This is a genomic window from Nocardioides sp., from assembly GCF_047602075.1.
GTDB lineage: Bacteria > Actinomycetota > Actinomycetes > Propionibacteriales > Nocardioidaceae > Nocardioides.
This window is the reverse complement of the sequence record NZ_JASGIF010000001.1, coordinates 1875331-1901245: the sequence shown is the minus strand read 5'-3', so window position 1 is coordinate 1901245 and position 25915 is coordinate 1875331. Positions and strand designations below refer to the sequence as shown.

Genomic DNA, 25915 nt, shown 5'->3' with positions numbered 1-25915 from the left:
TGCGCACCAGAGTCTGATGGCCACGCGGATGGCCTTGGAGGACATGGTCGACGCCTGCGCCGACATCGACGCTGCCGGCTTCTGGTCCGTCGAGTGCTGGGGCGGAGCGACCTACGACGCCTGCATCCGCTTCCTCAACGAGGACCCCTGGGTGCGGCTGCGCACCTTCCGGGAGCTGATGCCGAATAGCCGGCTGCAGATGCTGCTGCGTGGCCAGAACCTGCTCGGCTATCGGCACTACCAGGACGAGGTCGTCAACCGGTTCGTGGAGAAGTCCGCCGAGAACGGCATGGACGTCTACCGCGTCTTCGACGCTCTCAACGACGTGCGCAACGTCCGGCAAGCCATCGCGGCGGTGCGTCGAGTCGACAAGCATGCCCAAGGCACCATCTGCTACACCGAGTCACCCCTGCACACCGTGCAGGGGTACGTCGACCTCGCGCGGCAGCTGATGGACCTCGGCTGCGACTCGCTCTGCCTCAAGGACATGGCGGCACTGCTCAAGCCGCAACCTGCCTACGACATCGTCAAGGCGATCAAGGACGATCTCGGCCAGGACGTGCGCATCCACGTGCACTGCCATGCGACCACCGGGGTCACCCTGGTGAGCCTGATGAAGGCGATCGAGGCCGGCGCCGACGTCGTTGACACCGCCATCTCGTCGCTGTCGCTCGGCCCGGGCCACAACCCGACCGAGTCGTTGGTCGAGATGCTTGACCAGACGCCGTACACCACCGATCTCGACGAGGCTCGGCTGATCAGCATCAAGGACCACTTCGCGAAGGTGCGGCCGCGCTACACGCAGTTCATGTCGGCCATCACCGGCGTCGAGACCGAGATCTTCGAGAGCCAGATCCCCGGCGGGATGATCTCCAACATGGAGAGCCAGCTGCGTCAGCAGGGCGCCGGCGACAAGCTCAAGGAGGTCTTGGCGGAGGTGCCCCGGGTGCGCGCGGTCGCGGGCTACCCGCCGCTGGTGACACCGTCGTCGCAGATAGTCGGCACCCAGGCGGTCTTCAACGTGCTGATGGGGCGCTACAAGGTGCTCACCGCCGAGTTCGCCGACCTGATGCTGGGCTACTACGGCGCGACGCTCGGTGAGCGCGATCCGGAGATCGTCGAGGCGGCGCGGGTGCAGACTAAGAAGGAGCCCATCGAGGTGCGACCCGCCGATCTGCTCGAGCCCGAGTGGGCCAAGTTGCGCGAGGAGGCTGACGCCCTCGAGGGCGCCGACGGCAGCGACGAGGACGTGCTGACCTACGCCATGTTCCCCGGTGTCGCGCCGAACTTCTTCAAGGCTCGCCCGGACGGACCGGTCAACGTCGGCCGCGACCCGGCCGAGGTGGCGGTCGAGCAGCAGAACCAGGCAGCCGGCAGCGGGCCGGTCAAGGGACCGATCAGATACTCGGTCTCCATGGACGGCAAGGACCACCACGTCACGGTCGAGCGAGTGTGAGCGAGAAGATGGCACCCGGCAAGAGCAAGAGCATGGAGAAGCGGACCGAGGAACTGGTCGACCGACGGCACGAGGTCGAGCTCGGCGGTGGCGAGGCACGCCTCGACAAGCAGCGCGGCCAAGGCAAGTTGACCGCTCGCGAGCGGATCGCCGCGCTGCTGGATCCCGGGACCTTCCAGGAGACCGGGATGTTCGCCCGGCACCAGTCGACCTACTTCGGCCTCGGCGAGGTGGAGCTCCCCGCCGACGGCGTGGTGACCGGTGCGGGCGCGGTCTTCGGTCGCCCCGTCCACGTCGCCTCGCAGGACTTCACCGTCGCCGGTGGCTCTGCGGGAGAGGTGCACTCCGACAAGGTCGCCGCGATGATGAAGGCGAGCCTGATGACGGGCACCCCCTTCGTCTTCGTCAACGACTCCGGCGGCGCCCGGGTCCAAGAGGGCATCGGGTCGCTGGCCGGCTACGGCCGGGTCTTCTACAGCAACGTGCTGCTGTCCGGCGTGGTGCCACAGATCTCGATCATCGCGGGACCGTGCGCCGGCGGGGCGGCGTACTCACCCGCGCTGACCGACTTCATCATCCAGACCCGCAGGGCCCACATGTTCATCACCGGGCCGAACGTCATCACCCAGGTGACCGGCGAGCAGGTCACCGCGGAGGAGCTGGGCGGCGCCGACGCCCACATGGCGCTGTCGGGCGTCAACCACTTCGTGGTCGACGACGACGAGCAGGCCATCCTGGTCGCGCAGAAGCTGCTCAGCTTCCTGCCGCAGAACAACACCGAGGACCCGCCGATCGTCGACGCGGACCCGGTGATCGAGCCCGACCCCGAGTTGGCCGACATCGTGCCGGTCGAGCCCAAGTTGGGGTACGACGTCCGCGACGTCATCCTTCGCATCGTCGACCACGGCGACTTCTTGGAGAGCCAGGCGGGCTATGCGCAGAACATCGTGGTCGGCTTCGGCCGGATCAACGGCCGCACCGTCGGTGTGGTCGCCAACCAGCCGGCCGTGCTGTCGGGCGTGCTCGACATCGACGCCTCCGACAAGGGCTCCCGGTTCATCCGCTTCTGCAACGCCTTCAACATCCCGCTGCTGACCCTGGTCGACGTGCCGGGCTTCCTGCCCGGTGTTGCCCAGGAGCACAACGGGATCATCCGGCACGGCGCCAAGATGCTCTACGCCTACTCCGCGGCGACCGTCCCGAAGGTGACCGTGGTGCTGCGCAAGGCCTACGGCGGCGCCTATCTGGCGATGTGCTCGAAGGATCTCGGCGCCGACCGGGTGTTCGCCTGGCCGACGGCCGAGATCGCCGTGATGGGCGCCGAGGGTGCGGCCGAGATCGTCTTCCGGCGCGACATCGCGGCCGCCGAGGATCCGGACGCGAAGCGGGCCGAGGTGATCGAGGAGTATCGCGACACCTTCTCCACGCCGTACGTCGCCGCCTCCCGAGGTCTCGTGGACGACATCATCGAGCCGTCCCGCACCCGCGAGCAGGTCGCGCGGGCGCTGGAGATCCTCAGCGCCAAGCGGGATATCAGGCCCGCGAAGAAGCACGGGCTGGGTCCGACGTGAGCGGCGAACCGACCACGGCCGAGCTGCTCGAGACCGTGCGCACCCTCGCCGCCAGGGTCGAGTCCCTGGAGGCCGACCTCGCGGCCGTGCGAGCGGCGATGCCGACACCGGAGGTCTCCGAAGAGGTCGTCATCGCGATCTCGGCGGCGGTCGCGGCGTTCCTCGGCAAGCGGGCGCGGCTCAAGCAGGTGCGTTATCGCAGCAGCGCCGCCTGGACCCAGCAGGGTCGGGCCGCGGTCCAGGGCCACCAGATCATCCACGGAGTTCGGTGACCCGTGACGACAACGGCAATCGCAACCCCCATGGCAACGGAGTGGATGAGGTCATGCAGCTCAAGGTGACGGTCAACGGTGTCGCATACGACGTCGAAGTCGAGGTCGAGGAGGAGACCCGCCCGACGCTGGGCACCGTCTTCATGGGCGGCGGCTTCGTCCCCCAACATGCCTCGTCGGCGGCCGCTGCGCCGGTCACCGGCGGCGGGGACGGTGTCAAGGCCCCGCTCTCGGGGTCGGTGGCCAGGGTGCTGGTCGAAGAGGGCCAGCAGATCGAGGCGGGCGACGTGCTGGTGGTTCTCGAGGCGATGAAGATGGAGACCGAGATCACCGCGCCCACGGCTGGCACCGTCTCGGCCGTGCTGGTGTCTCCCGGTGATGCGGTGACCGGAGGACAGGTCCTGGTGCAGCTCGGCGACTGAACCTGCCTCTGGCAACCTGTCCGTCTTGGTCGCTAGGGTCACGGGTGAGGCAACCAATCGCCGATGCGAAGCGTCTCTCAGCCGAGAGGCCTCTCCCAGCGGAGATGGGTCGCCAGAGTTGACCAACGGGGGAGTCACATGTCGATGCGCCGTCGCGTCACCGCGGCCGTTCTGTCCGTCCTGCTCGCCGGTCCGCTGCTGATCGCCGCGGCGATGCCGGCCGATGCTGCATCCACCGAGACGGTGGCCGCGAAGCGCGCAGTGGGGAAGTGGACCGTCACCCAGATCGGTCCGCAGACCTATCGGGTCGCCTGGCGCGCGCCCGAACGACTGCCGTTGGGTGCCGACCGTCCGCAGATCCGCACGGGGAACGCCTCTCTGGGCGTCGCGCTGGTCGAGCGCGACGGCCGCACGGTCTATGTCGACGTGCAAGCGGCTCGCCAGCCGGATCCGACCGGCCTCGACGTGGTGCTGTCGGGAGACCGACTCAACATCAGCGGCGATGACGTCGCCGCGCGCTCCGGTGCCGCCAAGACTTCGGGCACGAAGGGCTCCTCGGTCGAGCGGGCGACGACGACCCTGCCCGACGACCCGGCCACGCCGGGAGCGTTCAACGTGCAGACCAGCGACTACGAGCTCGACCCGGTCAAGCTGCCGGGGATGCCCGAGCCGATCGAGATGGTCGGACACGTCGTGGAGCCCGTCGACACAGCGGCCACCGGGCCCAGGCCGATGGTGCTGTTCCTGCACGGGCGGCACTCCTACTGCTACAACCCCAAGAACGGCCATGACGGTTGGGAGTGGCCGTGCCAGCCTCCGTTCAAGGAGATCCCGAGCCACCTCGGCTACGACTACATCCAGCAGGTGCTTGCCTCCCAGGGCTACTTCACCGTCTCGGTGCGCGTCAACGGCATCAACGCCCAGGACTTCGCACTCAACGACGGGGGCGCGGATGCGCGCGCCCAGATCGTCGAGCGGCACCTGGACTACTGGGCCGACCAGGCCGCCGGGCACCAGCTCGACATGTCCGACGTGGTCCTGGTTGGCCATAGCCGCGGCGGCGAGGGCGTGGACCGCGCCTCGCTGGAGATCCCGCTCAGCGCGCCTTACCGCATCGCGGGCCAGGTCCTGCTCGCGCCGACCGACTTCGGTGGCCAGACTGCGGCCTATGTGCCGACCGTCACGGTGCTGCCCTACTGCGACGGTGACGTCTACGACCTCCAGGGCCAGATCTTCACCGACGCAGCGCGCGACCTGACCAACGACGACACCTCGCTGAAGAGCTCGGTGCTGGTGATGGGCGCCAACCACAACTTCTTCAACACCGAGTGGACGCCCGGCCTCGCCGAGGCGCCCGCGTGGGACGACTGGGGGGACACCGGGTCCGGACTCTGCGGCGAGGCCAACCCGGATCGGCTCACGCCGACCGAGCAGCAGGCGGTCGGCACGGCGTACGTCTCCGGAGCGGTGCACCTGTTCACCCGTGACGAGGAGGAGTTCCTCCCGATGTACGACGGCTCCGCCGTCAACGTCACCTCGACCGGGGACGCCGAGGTGTTCAGCCACGCCATCGGTGGCGGCCGGGTGGAGCGGAGGCCGGGTGTCGACAGCGGACTCTCCCTCGCTGACGGCGCCGACACCCAGCTCTGTTTGGGTGCCGTGACGTGGTCCCGGCCTCGGCACGGCTTGTGCGGCCGCGTCGGCGACCTGGACGGCAACGTGCCGCACTGGTCGGGCGAGGGCGACTTCTTGGCCAAGCGGAAGAACCTCGAGGTGGAGTGGTCTGCGCCGGGCCAGACCGGCGGGCTGGTCTTCGACGATCCGCTGGATCTGTCCGGCGGCCAGCGGCTCGAGCTGCGCACGATCGTCGACCCACTCGTGGGTGACGTCGCGTTCACGGTGCGCCTGACCGACGCCGACGGTCACCAGGCCGACGTGGTGCCCGAGGGTGGCAGTGCGCTTGCTGCGTTGCCGTCCAGCGACTGGCTCGGCAAGCGGTGGGGGCAGACGGTCATCGTCGACCCCTCGACCGCTGCGGGCACCGACCTCAGCGAGATCACCCAGGTCGACCTGGTCGCCGAGAGCAACCGCGGACACGTGTGGGTGCTCGACATGGCCGCCGCTCCCGACCAGCTCGCGGGAGTTCCCAACAGGCGGTTGCCAGTGGTGAGCCTGGGCAAGGTCAAGGTCGCCGAAGGCAATCGTCAAGCGTCCACCGCGAAGGTGCCGTTCACCGTCAGTGGCACGCTGACCCGTCCCGCAACGGTGGCGGTGGGCCAGTTGACCGATGGTGAGGACCTGGCCACGCTGGCCCTGGATCTCGCGCCGGGGCAGACCTCCGGGTCGCTGGTCGTCGACTACTTCGGTGACAAGCTCGACGGACCGAAGCGTCAGTTGACCCTGCTGGCGGCCTTCCCCAGGTCAGGGGTGATGACCGACCAGTACCTCGGCAGGCTGGTGATCCTCGACGACGATCCCACTCCGAAGGTCACCATGTCCCCGGTGCACCGACGGGTCAAGGAGGGCACGTCGGCGATGTGGCAGGTCACGCTGGCCAAGCCGGTCTCCTACGGTGTCTTTGTCTGGCTGAGGCCGGTCGCTGGCGGCGTCCACGGTCCGCGCCTCGCCGTTGGCGACGTGCCGCGTGACTGGCTCCGGGCGCACGGTGTGCCGCGGCGGGTGTCTGCCTCGACTCCGCTGCACCGGGCCAAGCTCGGGGTCTACGCCTACATCAAGCCCGGCCGGACCTCGACCACGTTGGCCATCCCGACCCTGCGCGACGGGACCAAGGAGGGCCGCGAGGCGGTCACCGCTCGGATCGTCGCCGACATGGCTGGCCACCGGTTGCGGGCCACGAAGACGATCTACGTCGTCGACCGCTGACCGAGGGAGGTGGGCCGGGTGGTCACCACGATCACTCGGCCATGCCGGGGGGCGTCCGAGCCGCTGGCGCAGCCCCGGCCTGGGTCGGGGGTCGGTCGGCGAGGATGTTCCAGACGACTGCGGCTATCACCATCAGGCCACCGATGACGCTGGCCGGTGCGGGACGCAGCCCGAAGCCGAGCCAGACCCACAGCGGCGCCAGCGGGGTGTCGAGTGCGGCAATGAGCGATGACCGGGCTGCTGGGATGTGCCGCGCGCCGGTGGAGTAGAGAATGAGGCCGAGTCCGAAGCTGACGACTCCGAACAGGGCGAGCTGGACAGACTCGACTGGCGTGACAGCCAGCGTGCCGGCGAACGGCAAGGCGATGAGCGCTCCGATCCATGCGGATAGGCAGGAGGCTGCGGTCATGGAGCGTTCTGGGTGCTGTCGGGCAACGACGGTGAACAGCGCCAGGCCGACAGTCATCCCTACCGCGAGAAGGTCGCCGAGGCGGCCCGCTCGACCGGTCGATCCGGTCATCGTGACGCACACTCCGATCAGGGCGACCCCGCCGGCGAGGAGTACGCGTCGGCTGGGGCGCTCGCGCGATAGTCCATAAGCCATCGCCGCGGCCACAAAGGGTGCGGTGGCGTAGATGACGACCACGTTTGTCACCGAGGTGTGGCGCAGGGCGCCGAGATAGCAGATCATGCTCAGCCCGTTGCACAGCGCGGCGATCCAGCCAGCCTTCTTGAGCGAGGCGACGGCGTGCCAGGCCCGCCGGCGCTGGGTGGCGACCAGCCAGCCGGTGAGGAACAGGCCGCCGAAGACGTTGCGCCACACCACCGTGGCGAACGTGCCGATGTCGATCAGGTGAGTGAAAAATCCGGCGGTGGACCATGCCACGGCTGCACCGGCGACCATGACTACGCCGAGCGAGGGGTTCTCGGCTGGAGTCGAGTCGGCCGGGGAGCCGTCGGCCGACGGCAGGGTCAACGCCAACTCGTCACGTCAACGCCGAGTCGCCCCAAGACATCGGCGCCTGGCGGGCGTAGGCGGACGGCGCGCCCGGTCCCGATGCGTTGGATGCCGGCGATCGCAAGAAGCTGGGTCAGCACAGCCGCACCGAGGGCGCCGGCAAGGTGCGGCCTCTTCTCACTCCAGTCCAGGCAGGCCAACGTGGTCGGTCGGCGCGCACGGACGACCTCGGCGACGTCGATCCCTTCCGACTCGAAGGCACGGTGCCCCTGTGGCGTCATCGCGAAGCCACGCTCGGCGGGCTCGAGATGGCCGGAGGACACGAAGCCGTCGGCGACCAGCACACCGAGGCGACCGGCGAGATGGTCGTAGCAGGTGCGTGCCCGATGTAGCGCCTCCATCTTGCTGATCTTGGTGAGCCCGGACTCGACACGCAGCGGAGCCAGGGTGGACAGGCTCTCCAGGGCCTGGGCTATCTCGTCGCTGGCGAGATGGTAGAGGCGATGCCGTCCCTGCTGTGTGCTGGTCACCAGACCACCCGCGGTCATGGCCGCCAGATGCTCGCTCGCCGTCGACGACGAGATGCCCGCCGCCCGGGCCAGGTCGCCCACTGCCCAATCGCCGCCGTCGAAGAGTGCGTCCAGCATGGCCGCCCGTGACGGGACGGCGAGGAGGCGGCCCAGGGTCGCCAGGTCGTTGCTTGTCGACACGACGCAGACCCTAGTGGCGTGACGTGTCGGTGCCGGCCGACATGTGGCAGCGGTCGCCCGGCCGCCGAGCTGGATTGAGTACCTCGGCTCTGTCGCTAGGGCGGCGTGCGGCCGAGGCTCGGAGTGCCCCCGCACTCTCGAACTGACAAGGAGCATCCCATGTCCGTCCTCTCCCGAGCTGCCGCGGCCCTGACCGGCACGGTGTTGGTCGTCCTCACCCTCTCTGTTCCTGCGCACGCAGACGTTCTCCGTCACCGAGACCACCGCCACGACCTGATCTGGTTCGACGGCCAGCAACACAGCGCCCGGCCTCGTGCCACCAATCCAGACATCACTCGAGTCACCATCCGACACGGTGCCCATCAGGTCAGCGTGCGGGTGACGGCGCGCGAGGTGACCCGGCGCACCGACCTGGCGGTGGTGCGGATCGCGACACCCGAGGGCCGCTACTGGGTGTCGGTCTTCCTCGACGAGGACTACGTCATGGTCATGCAGCACGACCAGGAGGTGACCTGTCCCCGCGCTACGGCCAGCCGGTTCGTGCGTCGAGACCTCGTGACCATCACCGTCCCCCGGCGATGCCTGGACAACCCGCGGTGGGTCAAGGTCGGCGGAGGGGTCATCAAGACCGGGCCGGGTGGCACGGCCGAGAAGGGCTATCTCGACGTCATGTTCGGCGGCAGCCACGCCGGCGAGGGTGAGAAGGTCTTGCTGAGCCGACGGGTGGCAAGCAACTGACGAGGCGTGGTCCCGCGCCCAGGCAAGAGGCATAGGGGCGGGGCCGCTGCGAGCCTCGAGGGATCACTCAATGAGGTCAGCGGCGTCGATGATGCGATAGGCATAGCCCTGCTCGGCCAGGAAGCGCTGACGATTCTGCGCGAAGTCCGCGTCCAGGGTGTCGCGGGCGACGATGGCATAGAAGCGCGCGGTGCGGCCGTCGGCCTTGGGCCGCAGCAGCCGGCCCAACCGCTGGGCCTCCTCCTGGCGTGAGCCGAAGGAGCCGGAGACCTGGATCGCGACGGCGGCCTCGGGCAGATCGACGGAGAAGTTCGCCACCTTCGAGACCACCAGCAAGGAGAGCTCGCCGGTGCGGAAGGCGTCGAAGAGCCGCTGCCGCTCCTTGACCGGCGTCTCACCCTTGATCACCGGTGCGTCCAGGTCGGCGGCGATCTCGTCGAGCTGGTCGAGATACTGCCCGATCACCAGGGTCGGCTCGCCCCAGTGCTGGGTGACCAGCTGCTCGGCGACCCGGGTCTTGGCCGGCGTGCAGGAGGCAAGCCGGTAGCGGTCGTCGGCCTCGGCAGTGGCATAGGCGATCCGCTCGTTCGGATCGAGGGTCACCCGCACCTCGACACAGTCGGCCGGCGCGATCCAGCCCTGGGCCTCGATGTCCTTCCACGGGGCGTCGTACCTCTTCGGTCCGATCAGGCTGAAGACATCCCCCTCGCGACCGTCCTCACGGACCAGCGTGGCGGTGAGTCCGAGCCGGCGCCGTGCCTGCAGCTCTGCGGTCATCCGGAAGATCGGCGCCGGCAGCAGGTGCACCTCGTCGTAGACGATCAGGCCCCAGTCGCGCGCGTCGAACAGGTCGAGGTGGGTGTAGCTGCCGTTGCGGCGAGTGGTCATCACTTGGTACGTCGCGATGGTGACGGGTCGGATCTCCTTGACCGCACCGCTGTACTCCCCGATCTCGTCCTCGCTCAACGAGGTCCGCCGGACCAGCTCGTCCTTCCACTGCCGCGCGGCCACGGTGTTGGTGACCAAGATCAGCGTGGTCGCCTCCGCGTGGGCCATCGCTGCCGCGCCGACGATCGTCTTGCCCGCACCGCACGGCAGCACGACGACGCCGGATCCGCCGTGCCAGAAGGCTTCGGCCGCATCACGCTGGTAGTCGCGCAACGACCAGCCTTCCTCGCGCAGCTGGATCGGGTGGGCCTCCCCGTCGACGTAGCCGGCCAGGTCCTCGGCCGGCCAGCCCAGCTTGAGCAGCGCCTGCTTGAGGTTCCCCCGCTCCGAGGCATGCACGACGGCGGTGTCCTCGTCGAGACGATCTCCGATCATCCCGGCGATCCGCTTGGCGCGCAGCACCTCCTCGAACACGGCGCGATCGGTGGAGACCAGGACGAGGCCGTGCGTCGGATGCTTCTCCAGCCGCAGACGACCGAACCGAGCCATCGTCTCGGCGACGTCGACGAGCAGCGCGTGCGGCACGGCATACCGGCTGTAGTGGAGCAGCGCATCGACCACCTGCTCGGCGTCGTGGCCCGCCGCGCGGGCGTTCCACAGGCCGAGGTTGGTGAGCCGGTAGGTGTGCACGTGCTCGGGGCTGCGCTCCAGCTCCGCGAACGGCGCGATCGCCTTGCGGCACTCACCAGCCTGCGGGTGGTCGACTTCCAACAGGAGCGTCTTGTCCGACTGGACGATCAGCGGGCCGGTGGTCACCCCGGAATCCTAGAGACCCACGCCAGCGGTGGGCTCGACCGCGCCGATGACGACCGTCGCGGCGCGCTCGGGATCGGTGCGAGGCTCGGCCCTCAGGCCGGCCGCTTCCACCAGCTCGACCAGCACCGGCGCCTGGCCGGCACTGGTCTCGATGATCAGGTGGCCTCCAGGCGCCAACCACTGGGGCGCGGCCTCGACCACACGGCGGACCACCTGGAGACCGTCCGGGCCACCGTCGAGAGTGGGCAGGGGCTCGTGCTCGCGAGCCTCGCGGGGCATCGTGGCGATCTGATCGGTGGGGACGTACGGCGCGTTGGCGGCGAGCACGTCCACCCGGCCGCGAAGCGTCGTCGGGAGGGATGAGTCGATGTCGCCGATCGACACCTCGGCACCGGGCAGATTGGCGCGGGCACAGGCGACGGCTGCCGCATCGAGGTCGGCCGCCCAGACCCGAGTGTCGGGTCGAGCCGCCGCGGTCGCCGCTGCGATCGCACCCACCCCACAGCACAGTTCAACGACCACCGCTGGCCGGTCACGGGGAGCAGCACCTTCGAGCAGTTCGATCGCGGTCTCCGCCACCAACTCGCTGCGCCGACGCGGGACGAAGACACCGGGAGCCACCGCGAGCCGCAGGCCGCCGAACTCGACCCAGCCGAGCACCAGCTCCAAGGGCTCGCCGCTCACGCGTCGGGCCACCATGGCGTCGAGCTCGGCTCCCTCGGCGGCCTCGGTCAGCAGCCTGGCCTCGTCCTCGGCGAAGACGCATCCCGCTGCCCGCAGCCGGGCGACCAGCTCGGCCGGAGGAGCGTCAGCTGGCGGCGGCACGCTTCCGCGCGCGGAAGGCAGCGACATTGGCTCGAGACGAACAGCGGTCGGAGCAATAGCGACGGGAGTGGTTCGGCGAGGTGTCGACGAAGACGTTGGCGCAGGGGCTCGCTCGACACACGCCCAGCCGCTCCGGGCCGAGATCACACACCACCGTGGCCAGCCCGAGCAACGCTTCGGAGATCACCAGGTCTGCGACCGAGGCCGACCTCGTCGCGACGTGGAGGTGCAGTCGATCCGGGTTGTGTTCAGAGATGAACGGTGTGATGGGGTGCCGGCGCAGCAGCGAGTTCAGGGTCGCGATGACCTGCGCGGGATCGTCGGCGACCGAGGACTCGAAGCTCGGCCGCAGCTTCTTCTGGAAGCGGGTCAGGGTGGTGACGTCGTGGTCGGTGACTCGGTCCTGCTGCCAGACACGGTAGGCGGGGGTGTCGAGGAAGGCGATCAGGCTCGCTCGATCCCTCAACGGGGTGTTGAGCAGCCTGGCCGCACCTTCGGCGTACGCCAAGAAGTCCACCGATCCACTTTAGTGGGTGCCTGGTTGCGAGGTGACCGGTTTCGGGGACCCGGGCGTCAGCCGCTCGTGGCGGGACGGACGGAGGTGACCCGATGCAGCGCGAAGGAGCGACGCAGCTCGGTGCGGTGGTCGTGTGCGGTGAGGTGGCCGCCCTCGACCGAGAGCGGGTCGACGACGCGCTCGGTGGCGGTGCCGTGGTGGTCGACGTAGCCGATCACCACCGTGCGGCTCGCCTCGACCGCCTCGCGGAGTGCGGCCAGGCTGTCGGCCGGTGACATCGGCCCGCTGCCGCGTGGTCGCGAGGCGGCGGCTCGGTCACCAGCGCGCAGCGCCGTGACCAGGGCCGTCAGCTGCGCCGTCTCGCGGGCGGCCGTGATGGCGGTCGGTCGTCGGTCGCGTGGGACCCGAGCACGGTGCTGACGTGGCCGACCGATCTGAACGCTCCCGTCGGGGGCCTCGACCACCGGAGCCGTCCCCAGCTCGCGCAGCGCCGCCAGCAACTCCTCCGCGGGGACGGCGCCGACCACGACCGTCGGGGCGAGGCGTCGCAGGCCCCAGGCCGCTGCTCTTGGGTCGCGGAGCAACCGGGTGAGCGTGGCCTCGTCGTCGGAGCGGACGAATGCCTCGGCGTGCCCGATCCGGATCGTGCCGAACGTGCGCGCCACATCGTCGATCAGATAGCTCAGCGGTTGCGGGATCGCGGTGCGAGACACCCGCGCCAGGAAGGCGTGCACCTCGGCAGCCGACCAGCCGGTGTCGAAAGCTCGTCGCACTGACTGGGGGGTGAAGCGGTAGACGGTCGCGCCACCGCGTGACTCCACCTCGGCGATCATGTGGAGGGTGCGGGCGAGCTCGGGGGTCAGCGGTCCGGGTGCCACCGCCGTCAGGTCGGCCTGCACGAGGATGTGGTCGACCGGCTCCGGCAGCAGGGGGTCGAGGGCCTGCGCTACGGCCTCGCGGTCACCCGACAGCAGCAGCCTGGCCGCACGGGAGAGTGCTCCTAGCCCGGTCAGCCCGAGCGTGGCCGCCTCGGTCAGCGTCCACTCGATCATCTCGACCCGGCTGGCTGGCCGGCGGGGCCGTAGCCAGCACACCCGAGCGACCAGCGAGGGTGGTCCGGTGCCGGCCGCGAGGACCCGACCGGGCTCGAGCGTGGCGAGCACCGCCAGCGTCATCCGACGACTCTCCACCGCGAAGACACTCGAGAGCTCCGGCGCGAGCGCGTTGCGGGCCTTGCCGGCCTGGTCGCGGAGCCCGACGAGCGCGGGCAGTCGCGGGCTGTCCAGCCACGCGGTCACGAGTTGGCTCCACCGATCGGCGGCGGAGGCCGATAGCCACGGATCGAAGGCATCGGTGGGCAGCCAGGCCGGTTCGCCGTCCGCGTCTCCCGTGGCCAACAGTCCTGCGGCGGCGGCCACCTCGACCAGGAGGGCCGCCGTCGACTCGTCCACCTGGAGCGCGCGGGCCGCAGCCTTCAGGTCGCGCACCCCGAGGCCGCCCGACCGGAGTGCGAGTGGGGGATGCGTGCCCCACTGATCCAGCAGCAGCTCGATGCGGCGCACTGCTTCGTACGCCGCTCCGGCAGCGGTCCGCTCCACCAGATCGGGGTCCCGCTCCGAGGTGAGCACGGCTGGCATCTGGTCGACCGGCTCCCGGGTGGTGCGTCCACCGCGCAGCGCGACCGCGACCTCGCCGGGGAGGACGACCACCCCACCGTCTCGGGGCAGCACCAGGCGCGCGGCCAACAACTCCTGGGCTGGCGTGGCAGCGACATCGCCGGCGCTGGCGGTTGTCGTCCCGTGTCCGCCGTGGGAGTCGAGGTGCTCGAGCAGGGCCCGCGCCGCGGGGCTCAGCCCTGTCAGAGCGGCGGCCACGGTGTCGGGGCGGGCCTCGCCGGGGGAGCGGGGCCGTAGTCCGGAGCCACCCGGCGCGAACCCCAGTCCCTCCAGGGTGCCGGTCAGCGCGCGCAGGCCCTCCGGCGACTCCCACGCGAGGGCCAGATCGACGAGTCTCTCGGCGGCCGACATGGTCGCGCGAGGGTCCGCGTAGACCAAGGTGACCAGCTCAGCGACAGCGCACGGTCCGAGCGCCGCCAAGGCCTCCAGCACGGCCAGCTCGAGGTGCGTCAGCTGATCCGTCGCCCGCAGCAGCGAGGCCCGCACGGCAGCCCGTGAGGCGAGTTGCGCGGAGTCCTGCGGTGCTGGCGAGGCGAGGTCGGGCCGATCGTGCAGGAGCGCCGCAAGACGCCCGTCGGACCAGGCACGCAACTGGTCGGCGAGAGAGCGGGGCGGAGCACTCGCGGCCATCCCGCTCACGCTACCCGGCCCGTCCGCTTGCCAACCGCCTGCCTCGACCCCCAGCCTTGTGCCTCAGCCTTGTCCCTCAACCTTGTCTCGGGATCCGCAGGAGGTGGCATGACCCGCGTAGAGCTGCGCTATGGCGCGGCCACCGATGTCGGCATGGTGCGGGCGGTCAACGAGGACGCCTATCTGGCCGAGCCACCGGTGTTCGTCGTCGCCGACGGGATGGGTGGGCATGATGGCGGCGAGGTCGCCAGTGGCATCGTCGTGGAGGAGTTTGCCCGCATCGGCGACGATCGACTGGACACGGTGGCCGCCGCCCGCCGCATCGTCGACGCGCTGGTGGCCAGCCAGGCCCGCATCGGTGAGTTCTCCGCCGAGCACCGCGCGCAAGGATCCCCGCAGTGGTACTCCGGCACCACGGTCGTGGTCGCCCTTCTGGTGGCCGAGGGGGCCGACGCCGCTTGGCTGGTCGTGAATCTCGGCGACTCCCGGGCCTACCGGCTGAGCGGCGGAGACCTGAGCCAAGTCACCGTCGACCACTCGGTCGTCCAGGAGTTGATCGACGCGGGCGAGATCGACCCCGGGGATGCGTCGCTCCATCCGGATCGGCACGTGGTGACGCGGGCACTGGGCGGTCCCGAAGAGGTGGCCCCCGACTTCTTCCTGGTCCCGCTCGCTGACGCCGAGCGACTGCTGCTCTGCTCGGACGGCGTCAACGGCATGATCGACGACGAACGGATCGGCGCGATCCTCCGTGAGGCTCCCGATCCGGGGGCCGCAGCGGACCGGTTGGTGGCGGCAGCGATCGAGGCCGGAGGACGCGATAACGCCACCGCGGTGGTCGTCGATGTGGTGGGATGGGCGCCATGACTGCCGATCCCGTGCGTCGGTCCTACCGTCCCGGTGGCTGGTTCGCGATCTTCGGAGACGGTGCCACCGTGCTGCTGCCACCCTCCGAGAAGCACCGCGTCGCCGCCATCTGGGAGTTGGTCGACGAGGGCGCCGGCTTCGACGAGGTGCTCGATGCCCTCCTGGCCAGCGGCCTGCGAGACCTCCCCGGCTTCGTGCTCGTGAGCGAGACCGAGCAGGGCACCAAGGTCGTGCTCCGCGGCCCCGCGGTGGCCGCCTTCGTGGCCGAGGGCGCGATGGTGCAGCTCGCAGGCAGCACCGACACGACCTGGGTCGAGCGGACCCTGACCGGCGTCTCTCGGATGTTCGTCCAGTTGGAGCCGACCGAGGACGTCGACGAGGAGCTGGTGATCACCTCCGGTCTGGTGCGAGTCGGCCGCGTCGAGGAGCCGCCGTACGTGCCTGCTCGACCGGCCTCGCCCGCGTCAGATGACGACGAGCCCGTCGCAGATGTCGATCAGAGTGTCGACGTCGACGAGGACGCCGAGCAGCCCATCGTGCCAGTCCTCAGCGACCAGGCCGAGGACTCTGCTGACGAGGCGCCCGCGGGCGAGGACGCCGGCGACGGCGAGCCCGAGGTCCCGCCCGCCGACTTCGAGACCTTCGACCCGCTGCCGGCTGCCCCTACGCACGCCGCCGAGTCCGTCGCCGCCGAGCCGATCGCCGCAGAGCCGATCACCGAGCCGGCGTCGAGTGGCGAGCACCAGCCCGCGGACTCTCCGACCCCGGCCAGTGACCCGCTGTCCGAGGGAGAGCCGCTGGCCTCGGGGGACCGGCTGGAGCGACCCGCGCCGGGTGTGTCGGCACCGTTGCCGGACCCCGAGCCGATGGAGCCGGTGGCCAGGCTGCTGTTCTCCAGCGGGCCCGTGATCGACGTGGACCGCGCGGTCCTGATCGGGCGGGCCCCGGAGATGCGGCGGTTCGCACCATCTGATCAGCCGATGCTGGTCACCGTGCCGAGCCCGCACCAGGAGATCTCCTCCACGCACCTGGAGGTGCGCCCCGGCTCCGAGGCGGATCTCGGCCATGCCGTCGTCACCGACCTCGGCTCGACCAACGGCACCGTGCTGATGCTGCCCGGCCAGCCGCCGGAGGATCTCAAGCCCGGCATGTCCATCCGACTGCAGGTCGGCGCGATCATCGACCTCGGCGACGGCGCCACCATCCGGGTCACCGGCGTCTGACCCCTCGCTCTCCACGGACGGACCGCACCTACTACCGGCTCTGGTCGCCGGACCGAGCGGATGTGATCTACGCCACTACCATGACGAGATGGAGTCATCTGCCGCAGGCGAGACCACGCCAGCTCTGCTCGACGAGACCATCGGGGCGAACTTCGAGCGCACCGTGGCGACCTACCCCGACCGCGAGGCGCTCGTCGAGGCCGCGACCGGACGACGCTGGACCTGGGCGGATCTCGACCGCGACGTCGATGCGCTGGCGCGCGGGCTGATCGGCGCCGAGATCGCCAAGGGCGACCGGGTCGGCATCTGGGCGCCCAACTGTGCGGAGTGGACACTCACCCAGTTCGCCACCGCGAAGATCGGGGCGATCCTGGTCAATGTCAACCCCGCGTATCGCACCCATGAGCTCGCCTATGCCGTCAACCAGTCGGGACTGCGGCTGCTGATCGCGGCGTCGAGCTTCAAGACCAGTGACTACCGCGCCATGGTGGAGCAGACCCGCGAGGAGTGCCGCACCCTCGAACGGGTCGTCTACCTCGACACCGACGACTGGGCGACCCTGATCGCCGAAGGGGAGGGGACCGCCGCCTCGGCCCTGACCGACCGGATGTCGACGCTGGCGCCGGAGGATGCGATCAACATTCAGTACACCTCGGGCACCACCGGCTATCCCAAAGGCGCCACGCTCTCACACCGCAACATCCTCAACAACGGCTTCTTCACCACCGAGCTGATCGGCTTCACCGAGGCCGACCGGCTGTGCATCCCGGTGCCCTTCTACCACTGCTTCGGCATGGTGATGGGCAATCTCGGTTGCAGCACCCACGGCGCCACCATGGTCATCCCCGCGCCGGCCTTCGACCCGGCCACCACGCTGCGGGTCGTGGCCGAGGAGCGGTGCACCGGTGTCTACGGCGTGCCCACCATGTTCATAGCCATGCAGAGCGACCCCTCCTTCGCCGATCACGACCTGTCCTCCTTGCGCACCGGGGTGATGGCGGGCGCGATCTGCCCGGTCGAGGTGATGAAGCGCTGCGTGGAGGACATGCACATGGCCGAGGTGGCCATCGCCTACGGGATGACCGAGACCTCGCCCGTGTCCTGCCAGACCCGGACCGACGACGACCTGGAGCGACGCACTGCCACCATCGGCCGCGCCCACCCACACGTCGAGATCAAGATCGTCGACCCCCTCACCGGCGAGACCGTCGACCGCGGCGAGACCGGAGAGTTCTGCACGCGCGGCTACTCCGTGATGCTCGGCTACTGGGACGAGCCAGCCAAGACCGCCGAGGCGGTCGACACGGACGGCTGGATGCACACCGGCGACCTGGCCGTGATGCGCGCGGACGGCTACTGCAACATCGTCGGCCGCATCAAGGACATGGTCATCCGAGGCGGCGAGAACATCTATCCCAAGGAGATCGAGGAGTTCCTCTATCAGCATCCCGACATCGAAGACGTGCAGGTGATCGGAGTCCCCGACGAGAAGTACGGCGAGGAGCTGTGCGCCTGGGTCAAGATGCGCGCCGGCTGCGACCCACTCGACGCCACCGCCATCCGAACGTTCTCCGAGGGGCGACTGGCGCACTACAAGATCCCGCGCTACGTGATGGTCGTCGACGAGTTCCCGATGACCGTCACCGGCAAGATCCGCAAGGTTCAGATGCGCGAGGAGTCCGCCCAAGCACTCGGCCTCGCCTGACAATCTGGCCCGGCAATAGGGAATGGGTTGGTCAGGGGAGACACCAGGTCTCTAGGCTGGTCGCCAGTTCTACCCCCGCAACTCAAGTCACACGACGCCGGCTGGCGTCGTACCCCAGCAGATCGAGGAAGGTCCGTGGCGTGCCTACTGGCAAGGTGAAGTGGTTCGACGCCGAGAAGGGCTTCGGGTTCCTCTCCCAGGAGAGCGGCCCCGACGTCTACGTGCACGCCGACGCGCTGCCCGAAGGTGTCACCACCGTGAAGGCGGGCACCCGCGTCGAGTTCGGCATCGCCCAAGGCCGCCGCGGCGACCAGGCCCTCCAGGTCCGCATCCTCGACTCGCCCCAATCAGTGCAGCGCAACCGGTCGATGGCCAAGCGCAAGAAGCCCGAGGAGATGGTCCCGATCGTCGAGGACCTGATCCGGCTGCTCGACGGGGTGGGCGAGACCTACCGTCACGGTCGGCACCCCGAGGCACGAACCGCCCGCCCGGTCGCCAAGCTGCTGCGCGCCCTCGCCGACGAGCTGGAGCTCTGAGCCCGGACCCACCGGGCTCAGCCGGCCTCCCGAGACGAGCGAGCGGGGGAGCCAGGTGGCGCAGCCGGCCCTCGCCCCGGCCGCACCGCGAGCACCAGGGCCAGCCAGATCAGCAGCACCGTGGCAGCGATGCCCAGCCCGAGCCGCGGCAGCAGCGGGATCGCGATGCCGACCAGACCTCCGATCACCCAGGCGAGCTGCAGAGTGGTGTCGGAGCGGGCCAGCGCGCTGGTGCGCACCCGCTCCGGCACGTCCCGCTGGATGGTGGAGTCCAAGGAGAGCTTCGCGAGTGACTGGGCGAGGCCGGCGGTGAGCCCGAGCAGGGCGACAGTCACCACCCCGTAGAGCAGCGCAGCCAGCAGCGCCACTAGCGCGTCGGCGGTGAGCGCCAACACGACGGTGACCCGCGGGTTGACCCGCTTGAGGACGGAGGCGAGCGCGATACCGAGCGTGTTGCCCAGTCCGGCCGAGCCGATGACCAGGCCGAGCAGGAGCTCGGGAGACCAGCCCTCGATCGGGTTCTCACGCAGCAGGAACGCCATGAACATGGTCAAGAAGCCGGACAGCCACCGAGGCCCGACGTTGGCGCGCAGCGCGAACGCCACCGAGCCCGGGATCCGCACTCGGATCCGTCCGCTGCGCCCCGGCGTCGCGGACTCCTCGCCCGTCATCGTCATCGTGCCCTCGCCGACGCTGGAGTCGACCTGTGCAGGCAGCAGGATCGCCAGCACCGTGCCCACGACGAACAGCACGAACGCATAGCGCAGCGACCACTCCGGCCCGATCAGGCTGGTGAGCCCGGCGATCGGGGCCGAGATCGCCGCGCCGACCACGCCGGCCAGCGAGATGCGACCGTTGGCCTTGACCAGGGTCTGCGAAGGAGGCACGACGCGGGGCACGGCGGCCGCCCGCGTGACGGCGTACGCCTTCGAGGCGACCAGACAACCCAGCGCCGTCGGGAAGAGCCACGGTGAGTCGGTGCTGACCGCCGAGGCGAGCGCCCAGGCCAGGAACGCCCGGAGCGCGAGGGTGGCGCCGATGGCCCAGCGGCGGCCATGGCTGAACCGATCCAGGAACGGCCCGATCAGGGGCGCCACGACCGCGAACGGGAGCATCGTCATCAGCAGGAACAGGGCGACCTGCCCACGGGCTTCACCTGTCGGCACCTGGAAGAACAAGGTGCCCGCCAACGAGACTGCGATCGCGGCATCGCCGGCTGCGTTGAAGGCATGCAGTTCGATGAGCCGAGACAGGCCCGAGTCGCCCGCACCCTCCGACCTGGCGGCCCGTCGGGCCTGCCGGACCGTGTAGCCACTCGCCCGACCGGTCGCTCGTGCGATATTGCGCAGCCCACGCCCGGTCGCCCGCGCGGCGCCGCCGATCCGACGCGTCGAACTCGGCCGATCCGCCTCTCGCTCCTGATCCGGATGGAGGTGGGGACCATCCGGTGGCGTCGGCGACATGTCCCTATCCTGCCCCGTCAACCCGAGCCGATGCGTGACATCATGTGCCGGTGACCACCGCCAAGCTCGACGCCACCGGGGCGGCCGCCGTCGAGGCGGCCCGAGCCGCCCTCATCGACGAGGCACCCGCGGAGGACGTCGGCGAGCACCTCGGTGCCCAGGCAGAGGGCGATCGGGTCGTCACCCACCTGTTCGAGTGCACGCGGCGCGGCTACCGCGGCTGGCGCTGGTCGGTCACCGTGACCCGGATCCCGCGCGCCAAGCAGGTCACCGTCGACGAGGTCGTGCTGATCCCCGGGGAAGACGCGATCATCGCGCCGGCCTGGGTGCCCTACCGCGAACGCGTCCAGCCAGGCGATCTGTCCGCCGGTGACCTCCTCCCCGTGGAGGAGGACGACCCGCGCCTGGTCCCGACGTACTCCTTCGGCGACGACCCCCTCTCGTCCGACGAGAAGACCCAGATCCGACACGTCGCCCAAGAGCTCTACTTCGGCCGGGTGCGCACCCTCTCGGTCGAGGGCCGCGACCTCGCCGCCGAGCGGTGGTACGACGGCCCAGGTGGCCCCTCCTCGCCGCTAGCCCAAGCCGCGCCGGCAATGTGCACGAGTTGCGGCTTCCTGATCCAGCTCTCCGGGCCGCTCGCCGAGCTGTTCGGTGTGTGCGCCAACGGCAGCGCCAACGACGACGGCCGGGTGGTGTCCTTCGACCACGGCTGCGGGGCGCACTCCGAGGCGACGCTGCCCAAGCGGGCCCGGCCGCAGGCGCTCCCTCCCCACGTCTGGGACACCGTCGACGATCTCGTCGAGCTGTAGTCGCAGTCGCGCTGTCGCTCACTCGTCGGCTGGTCGGGACCGCCGCCGACGACGGACATACTCCAAGCCGAACAGGCCCAGCGCCAGTCCGGCCAGGCAGGTCCACAGCCACCACAGGCGGTCGGAGTCGCGCAGCTGACCGTAGAACGGCAACAGCCCGACGAAGGCGATGAACCACAGCGCGCAGCCCACCGAGACGGTCCGCACGCCGTCGACGTCGAGAGGCTCGACATCGGCGACCAGATAGGTGCGGCGGCCGATCTCGTGCTTGGTCGGCTGCTCGTCGCGGAACTCCACGATCGCCCACGCTACCCGCCTCGGCCCGAGGCCGGACCTCCACCTCGCACGGGGTCTCCCCGGAGCCCGCTCCATCTGCCAGACTCTGCGAACGTGACCAGTCGCAACCGGGGCAAGGCCAAGCGTCCACACCCAGGTCGACCGGGAGGCAATCCCGCTGGCCGTTCCGGCAAGTCCGGCAAACACCCCTCCGGGCCGGGTGGCCTCGACGGCTTCTTCAAGATCACCCAGCGCGGCTCCACCGTCGAGCGTGAGATCCGAGGCGGGGTCGTCACCTTCTTCACGATGGCCTACATCGTGGCGCTGAACCCGATCATCCTCGGCTTCGCCGCCGACGGGGACGGGAAGTTCCTCGGTGGTGGGTCCGGTGACGGCTCCAATCTCGCCGCCATCGCCGCGGGCACGGCGCTCGTCGCCGGCTTGATGACGATCCTGATGGGTGTCGTGGCCAACTATCCGTTGGCGTTGGCCACCGGGCTCGGCCTCAACGCCTTCGTCGCCTACACCGTGGCAGCCAAGGCGACCTGGGCTGACGCGATGGGCCTGGTAGTGATCGAAGGTCTGATCATCCTGCTCCTCGTGCTCACCGGCTTCCGACAGGCGATCTTCCATGCGGTGCCCACGCAGCTCAAGACCGCCATCTCGGTCGGGATCGGCCTGTTCATCGCGCTGATCGGCTTCGTCGACGCCGGCTGGGTGCGCCGCATCCCCGACGCGGCCGGCACTACCGTCCCAGTCCAGCTCGGTCCGTCCGGATCGCTCGCCGGCTGGCCGGCGCTCGTCTTCGCGGTCGGCTTGATCCTGGTCATCGCCTTGTGGGTGCGCGGCGTGCGCGGTGCGATCCTGATCTCGATCATCGCCACCACGGTGCTCGCCATCGTGGTGGAGGCGATCAGCAAGATCGGTCCGATGGTCGGCGGCGACGGCAGCTACAACCCGAAGGGCTGGGGTCTCAACGTGCCCTCGTTCCCCGACAAGCTCGTCGACATGCCCGACCTGGGCACGCTCGGCCACTTCAACCTGCTCGGCTCGTTCTCGAGCATCGGCTTCGTCGCGACCGCGCTGCTCATCTTCACGCTGATGCTGGCCGACTTCTTCGACACGATGGGCACGATGACCGCCATCGGCGCAGAGGCCGGACTGCTCGACAAGGACGGCACGCCGCCCAACACCACCAAGATCCTGGTCGTCGACTCCGTCGCCGCCGCGGCTGGTGGCGCCGCCGGTGTCTCGTCCAACACCTCCTATATCGAGTCCGCCTCCGGCGTCGGCGAGGGCGCCCGCACGGGTCTGGCCTCGGTGGTGACCGGTGTCCTCTTCCTGCTGACCATGTTCATCACGCCGCTGGTCGAGGTGATCCCCAGCGAGGCGGCCGTCCCCGCCCTGGTGATCGTGGGCTTCTTGATGATGCAGCAGGTCAAGGGCATCGACTGGGACGACCTCGAGATCGCCATCCCGGCCTTCCTGACCATCGTGCTGATGCCGTTCACCTACTCCATCACCGTCGGCATCGGCGCCGGCTTCGTCGCCTACGTCCTCATCAAGCTGGTCCGCGGCAAGGGCATGCAGGTCCATTCGTTGATGTGGGTCGTCGCCGCCCTCTTCGTCGTCTACTTCGCCATCGACCCCCTCACCCGCTGGCTCACCTAATCCCCGCGGCCGGGTTCGGCTCACCCGCCGCCGTGGTCACCGCCCCCGAAGGCGGCGTCAGGGTCACCGTTGGCGCAGGGGAATAGTTAGCAAGGGTAATGAGTTATGCTAACGACTATGCCCACTGTGGAGACTGCTGCTGTGACCGATGCCGGGTTGGCGTCGGAGCTGCGGATGGCGGTGATGCGGCTGCGGCGCCGGTTGGCGTTCGAGCGGCACCCTGACAACGAGCTGAGCCTGAGCCAGATGACGGTGCTCGGGACGCTGTTCCGGCGCGGGGGAGCTCACCGTGGGGGAGTTGGCGGCCTTCGAGCGCGTCCAGCCGCCGACGATGACCCGCACGATCGGGTGCCTCGAGGACGGTGGCTACGTGTCCCGCCGGCCGCACGAGTCCGATGGCCGCCAGGTGCTCATCGCGCTGACCGATGTCGGTCGGGCGATGGTGCTGGCCGACCGCGATCGGCGCGACGCCTGGCTGGCTCGACAGCTGGCTGGATTGACTTCCGACGAGCGCGACCTCCTCCGCGAGGCGGCACCGCTCCTCGACAGACTCGCCCGGTGTGACTGAATGCCGGACAACCATAAATTGACGCGACTACCCATGAGGACCGAGCAACACCCTTGAGCCCCACCTTCAGATCCCTGGCCAATGCCAACTACCGGCGCTACGCCGCCGGCGGTGTCGTCTCCAACACCGGCACCTGGATGCAGCGCGTCGCGCAGGACTGGCTGGTCCTGCAGCTGAGCCACAACTCCGGCACGGCGCTCGGCATCACCACCGGACTGCAGTTCCTGCCGTTCCTGGTGCTGGCGCCGTTCGCTGGCTTGGTGGCCGACCGGATGTCCAAGCACCGGCTGCTCCAGCTGACCAACGTCGCGATGGCAGCGCCCGCTCTGGTGCTCGGCGTGCTGGCGATCACCGGCCGAGCCGAGCTGTGGCACGTCTTCGTGCTGGCCTTCACCCTCGGCGCGGCGTCGGTGTTCGACGCGCCAGCTCGGCAGTCGTTCGTGTCCGAGATCGTGGGACCGGACGATGTCAGCAACGCCGTCGGCCTCAACTCGGCCAGCTTCAACGCCGCCCGTCTGATCGGCCCGGCGGCCGCCGGTCTGCTGATCGCCGCACTCGGCGGCGGCGTGGTGGCGACCGGTTGGGTGATCCTGTTCAACGCGGTGAGCTACGTCGCGCCGATCCTCGCCCTACGCAGCATGGACCAGAAGCTGCTGGAGCCGGCTCCGCTGGTGGCGCGCACCCCACGGATGATCCGAGCCGGCTTCGGCTACGTGCGTCGCCGGCCGGAGCTGATGCTCGTGCTCGGCATCGTCTTCTTCACCGGCACCTTCGGGCTCAACTTCCAGATGACATCAGCGCTGATGGCGACCGAGGTCTACGGCAAGGGAGCCTCGGAGTACGGCCTGCTCGGCAGCTTCATGGCGATCGGCTCGCTGGCCGGCGCGCTGATCGCCGCACGACGAGTGCGGATCCGACACCGACTCATCGTCGGGGCCGCAGTGCTCTTCGGTGTGGTGGAGATTGCCGCCGGCCTGATGCCGACGTACCTCACCTATGCGCTGGTCACACCCTTGCTCGGCATCACGGCACTGACCATGATCACGGCGGCGAACACCTTCATGCAGATGAACACCGCGCCGTCGATGCGGGGCCGGGTGATGGCGCTCTACATGATGATCTTCATGGGAGGCACGCCGCTGGGCGCTCCGTTGATCGGCTGGATCGGGGAGGCGCTCGGGGCCCGCTGGACCCTGCTCCTCGGCGGCGGGCTGACCATCGCAGGCGTGCTCGCCTCGGTCGCGCTCTTCCTGCACAGCCGACCAGCGCAGGCTGCTCGCGCGGAGGTGGCGGACAGTCACCCGGTCGCCGCGTGAGCCGCCACCGCCGGGAGGAGTACGCCGACGCACGCGGCGTTTTGACCCCGTCACTGCGCGCGGAGTAGCCTCGTACCTCGTGTCTGGGCTTTCCAGACCTATGCGCGTGCCCAGAAGCCGAGACCAACAGCGTCCGCCGCCGCAACAGCGGCAGGCCACGGGGGCCGCAGACCATCAGGCACAACGATCGAGCAACACCACCGTGCCCGGCAAGTTGTCGGGCCGAGATAGAAGACCAGAAAGGGAACCACCCAGGTGCCCACCATTCAGCAGTTGGTCCGCAAGGGCCGCCAGGACAAGGTGTCGAAGAACAAGACACCTGCCCTCAAGGGTTCTCCGCAGCGCCGCGGCGTCTGCACGCGCGTCTACACCACCACCCCGAAGAAGCCGAACTCCGCTCTGCGCAAGGTCGCCCGTGTGCGCCTGTCCAGCGGCGTCGAAGTGACGGCGTACATCCCGGGTGTTGGCCACAACCTCCAGGAGCACTCGATCGTGCTCGTCCGCGGCGGCCGGGTGAAGGACCTCCCCGGCGTCCGCTACAAGATCATCCGCGGCACGCTCGACACCCAGGGCGTGAAGAACCGCAAGCAGGCGCGCAGCCGCTACGGCGCGAAGAAGGAGAAGAGCTGATGCCGCGCAAGGGTCCCGCCCCGAAGCGTCCGATCGACGTCGACCCGGTCTACGGCTCGCAGGTCGTCACCCAGTTGGTCAGCAAGGTTCTCAAGGACGGCAAGAAGCAGGTCGCCCAGCGGATCGTCTACACCGCACTGGAGGGCTGCCGCGACAAGACCGGCACCGACCCGGTCGTCACTCTCAAGCGTGCGCTGGACAACGTCCGGCCGGCCATCGAGGTCAAGTCCCGCCGCGTCGGTGGCGCGACCTACCAGGTCCCGATCGAGGTCAAGCCCAACCGGTCGACCACGCTCGCGCTGCGCTGGCTCGTCGGCTACGCCGCGGACCGCCGCGAGAAGACCATGTCCGAGCGGCTCATGAACGAGATCCTGGACGCCTCCAACGGGCTGGGCGCCGCGGTCAAGAAGCGCGAGGACACCCACAAGATGGCCGAGTCCAACAAGGCCTTCGCTCACTACCGCTGGTGACAGCGGCGCGGACCTG

24 protein-coding genes are annotated in these 25915 nt (G+C 69.6%); 16 read left to right on the top strand and 8 right to left on the bottom strand.

Annotated features, from left to right (window positions below; all coding sequences use genetic code 11):
* The first annotated feature begins 16 nt into the window (after window positions 1-16).
* The 5 genes from QM714_RS09595 to QM714_RS09575 all read left to right on the top strand — a co-directional run bounded on the left by QM714_RS09595 (window position 17) and on the right by QM714_RS09575 (window position 6604).
* Window positions 17-1456 (top strand): methylmalonyl-CoA carboxytransferase subunit 5S, encoded by a 1440-nt coding sequence (locus QM714_RS09595; protein WP_415101048.1) that lies wholly within the window; start codon window positions 17-19, stop codon window positions 1454-1456.
* Window positions 1453-3027, top strand: a complete 1575-nt coding sequence (locus QM714_RS09590) for an acyl-CoA carboxylase subunit beta (RefSeq protein ID WP_415099841.1) — start codon at window positions 1453-1455, stop codon at window positions 3025-3027. Before QM714_RS09595 ends, QM714_RS09590 begins: the two co-directional genes overlap by 4 nt.
* Window positions 3024-3299 (top strand): hypothetical protein, encoded by a 276-nt coding sequence (locus QM714_RS09585; RefSeq protein WP_415099839.1) that lies wholly within the window; start codon window positions 3024-3026, stop codon window positions 3297-3299. Before QM714_RS09590 ends, QM714_RS09585 begins: the two co-directional genes overlap by 4 nt.
* A gap of 53 nt (window positions 3300-3352) precedes the next feature.
* A complete protein-coding gene (locus QM714_RS09580; RefSeq protein ID WP_415101046.1) occupies window positions 3353-3721 on the top strand; it encodes a biotin/lipoyl-containing protein in 369 nt (122 codons plus the stop codon).
* Between the two features lie 138 nt (window positions 3722-3859).
* Window positions 3860-6604 carry a hypothetical protein gene (locus QM714_RS09575; protein WP_415099837.1) on the top strand — a complete coding sequence of 915 codons (2745 nt, stop codon included), beginning with the start codon at window positions 3860-3862 and terminating at the stop codon, window positions 6602-6604.
* Between the two features lie 31 nt (window positions 6605-6635).
* Here the strand turns inward: QM714_RS09575 and QM714_RS09570 are convergent, their stop codons facing one another.
* Together QM714_RS09570 and QM714_RS09565 are read right to left on the bottom strand one after the other, a co-directional pair.
* Window positions 6636-7580, bottom strand: a complete 945-nt coding sequence (locus QM714_RS09570; RefSeq protein WP_415099835.1) for a DMT family transporter — start codon at window positions 7578-7580, stop codon at window positions 6636-6638.
* Window positions 7577-8272 carry an ArsR/SmtB family transcription factor gene (locus QM714_RS09565; RefSeq protein WP_415099833.1) on the bottom strand — a complete coding sequence of 232 codons (696 nt, stop codon included), beginning with the start codon at window positions 8270-8272 and terminating at the stop codon, window positions 7577-7579. Before QM714_RS09565 ends, QM714_RS09570 begins: the two co-directional genes overlap by 4 nt.
* A 159-nt stretch (window positions 8273-8431) precedes the next feature.
* Here QM714_RS09565 and QM714_RS09560 point away from each other — a divergent pair, with 159 nt between their 5' ends.
* Entirely contained in the window at window positions 8432-9010 is a 579-nt protein-coding gene (locus QM714_RS09560; protein ID WP_415099831.1) for a hypothetical protein, read from the top strand.
* 63 nt (window positions 9011-9073) lie between these two features.
* On the opposite strand, the gene QM714_RS09555 is transcribed toward QM714_RS09560, so the two are convergent.
* From QM714_RS09555 to QM714_RS09540, 4 genes are read right to left on the bottom strand one after another with little or no spacing between them, the layout of a single operon-like run.
* The gene (locus QM714_RS09555) at window positions 9074-10714 is read right to left on the bottom strand and encodes a DNA repair helicase XPB (protein WP_415099829.1); all 1641 of its coding nucleotides are present in this window, start codon (window positions 10712-10714) and stop codon (window positions 9074-9076) included.
* Window positions 10715-10723: 9 nt separating this feature from the next.
* Entirely contained in the window at window positions 10724-11566 is an 843-nt protein-coding gene (locus QM714_RS09550; protein WP_415099827.1) for a putative protein N(5)-glutamine methyltransferase, read from the bottom strand.
* Window positions 11523-12056: a CGNR zinc finger domain-containing protein gene (locus QM714_RS09545; protein ID WP_415099825.1), complete on the bottom strand. Its 534-nt coding sequence runs from the start codon at window positions 12054-12056 to the stop codon at window positions 11523-11525. The genes QM714_RS09550 and QM714_RS09545 overlap by 44 nt, the downstream gene beginning before the upstream one ends.
* 56 nt (window positions 12057-12112) lie before the next feature.
* Complete coding sequence (locus QM714_RS09540) at window positions 12113-14362, bottom strand: helicase-associated domain-containing protein (RefSeq protein WP_415099823.1); 2250 nt, start codon at window positions 14360-14362, stop codon at window positions 12113-12115.
* A 108-nt stretch (window positions 14363-14470) separates the two neighbouring features.
* Between QM714_RS09540 and QM714_RS09535 the strand changes: the two genes are divergently transcribed.
* The 4 genes from QM714_RS09535 (at window position 14471) to QM714_RS09520 (ending at window position 18693) form a co-directional block, all read left to right on the top strand.
* Window positions 14471-15229, top strand: a complete 759-nt coding sequence (locus tag QM714_RS09535; RefSeq protein ID WP_415099821.1) for a PP2C family protein-serine/threonine phosphatase — start codon at window positions 14471-14473, stop codon at window positions 15227-15229.
* Complete coding sequence (locus tag QM714_RS09530; protein ID WP_415099819.1) at window positions 15226-16452, top strand: FHA domain-containing protein; 1227 nt, start codon at window positions 15226-15228, stop codon at window positions 16450-16452. Before QM714_RS09535 ends, QM714_RS09530 begins: the two co-directional genes overlap by 4 nt.
* 88 nt (window positions 16453-16540) lie before the next feature.
* The gene (locus QM714_RS09525; RefSeq protein ID WP_415099817.1) at window positions 16541-18157 is read left to right on the top strand and encodes an AMP-binding protein; all 1617 of its coding nucleotides are present in this window, start codon (window positions 16541-16543) and stop codon (window positions 18155-18157) included.
* A gap of 140 nt (window positions 18158-18297) precedes the next feature.
* A complete protein-coding gene (locus QM714_RS09520; RefSeq protein WP_415099815.1) occupies window positions 18298-18693 on the top strand; it encodes a cold-shock protein in 396 nt (131 codons plus the stop codon).
* A gap of 17 nt (window positions 18694-18710) precedes the next feature.
* On the opposite strand, the gene QM714_RS09515 is transcribed toward QM714_RS09520, so the two are convergent.
* Entirely contained in the window at window positions 18711-20156 is a 1446-nt protein-coding gene (locus tag QM714_RS09515) for an MFS transporter (RefSeq protein WP_415099813.1), read from the bottom strand.
* Window positions 20157-20206: 50 nt separating this feature from the next.
* Here QM714_RS09515 and QM714_RS09510 point away from each other — a divergent pair, with 50 nt between their 5' ends.
* Window positions 20207-20968, top strand: coding sequence for a DUF3027 domain-containing protein (locus QM714_RS09510; protein WP_415099811.1), 762 nt, complete (start codon window positions 20207-20209; stop codon window positions 20966-20968).
* A gap of 18 nt (window positions 20969-20986) precedes the next feature.
* On the opposite strand, the gene QM714_RS09505 is transcribed toward QM714_RS09510, so the two are convergent.
* Window positions 20987-21265 (bottom strand): DUF2530 domain-containing protein, encoded by a 279-nt coding sequence (locus tag QM714_RS09505; protein ID WP_415099809.1) that lies wholly within the window; start codon window positions 21263-21265, stop codon window positions 20987-20989.
* A 222-nt stretch (window positions 21266-21487) separates the two neighbouring features.
* Here QM714_RS09505 and QM714_RS09500 point away from each other — a divergent pair, with 222 nt between their 5' ends.
* The 5 genes from QM714_RS09500 (at window position 21488) to rpsG (ending at window position 25899) form a co-directional block, all read left to right on the top strand.
* Entirely contained in the window at window positions 21488-22915 is a 1428-nt protein-coding gene (locus QM714_RS09500) for an NCS2 family permease (protein WP_415101044.1), read from the top strand.
* Between the two features lie 289 nt (window positions 22916-23204).
* Window positions 23205-23483: a MarR family transcriptional regulator gene (locus QM714_RS09495; protein WP_415099807.1), complete on the top strand. Its 279-nt coding sequence runs from the start codon at window positions 23205-23207 to the stop codon at window positions 23481-23483.
* A gap of 53 nt (window positions 23484-23536) precedes the next feature.
* Complete coding sequence (locus tag QM714_RS09490) at window positions 23537-24799, top strand: MFS transporter (protein WP_415099805.1); 1263 nt, start codon at window positions 23537-23539, stop codon at window positions 24797-24799.
* A gap of 255 nt (window positions 24800-25054) precedes the next feature.
* On the top strand, window positions 25055-25429 hold the full coding sequence (gene rpsL, locus QM714_RS09485) for a 30S ribosomal protein S12 (RefSeq protein WP_011757353.1): 375 nt from the start codon (window positions 25055-25057) through the stop codon (window positions 25427-25429).
* Window positions 25429-25899 carry a 30S ribosomal protein S7 gene (rpsG, locus tag QM714_RS09480; protein WP_415099802.1) on the top strand — a complete coding sequence of 157 codons (471 nt, stop codon included), beginning with the start codon at window positions 25429-25431 and terminating at the stop codon, window positions 25897-25899. The genes rpsL and rpsG overlap by 1 nt, the downstream gene beginning before the upstream one ends.
* Window positions 25900-25915: the final 16 nt, after the last annotated feature.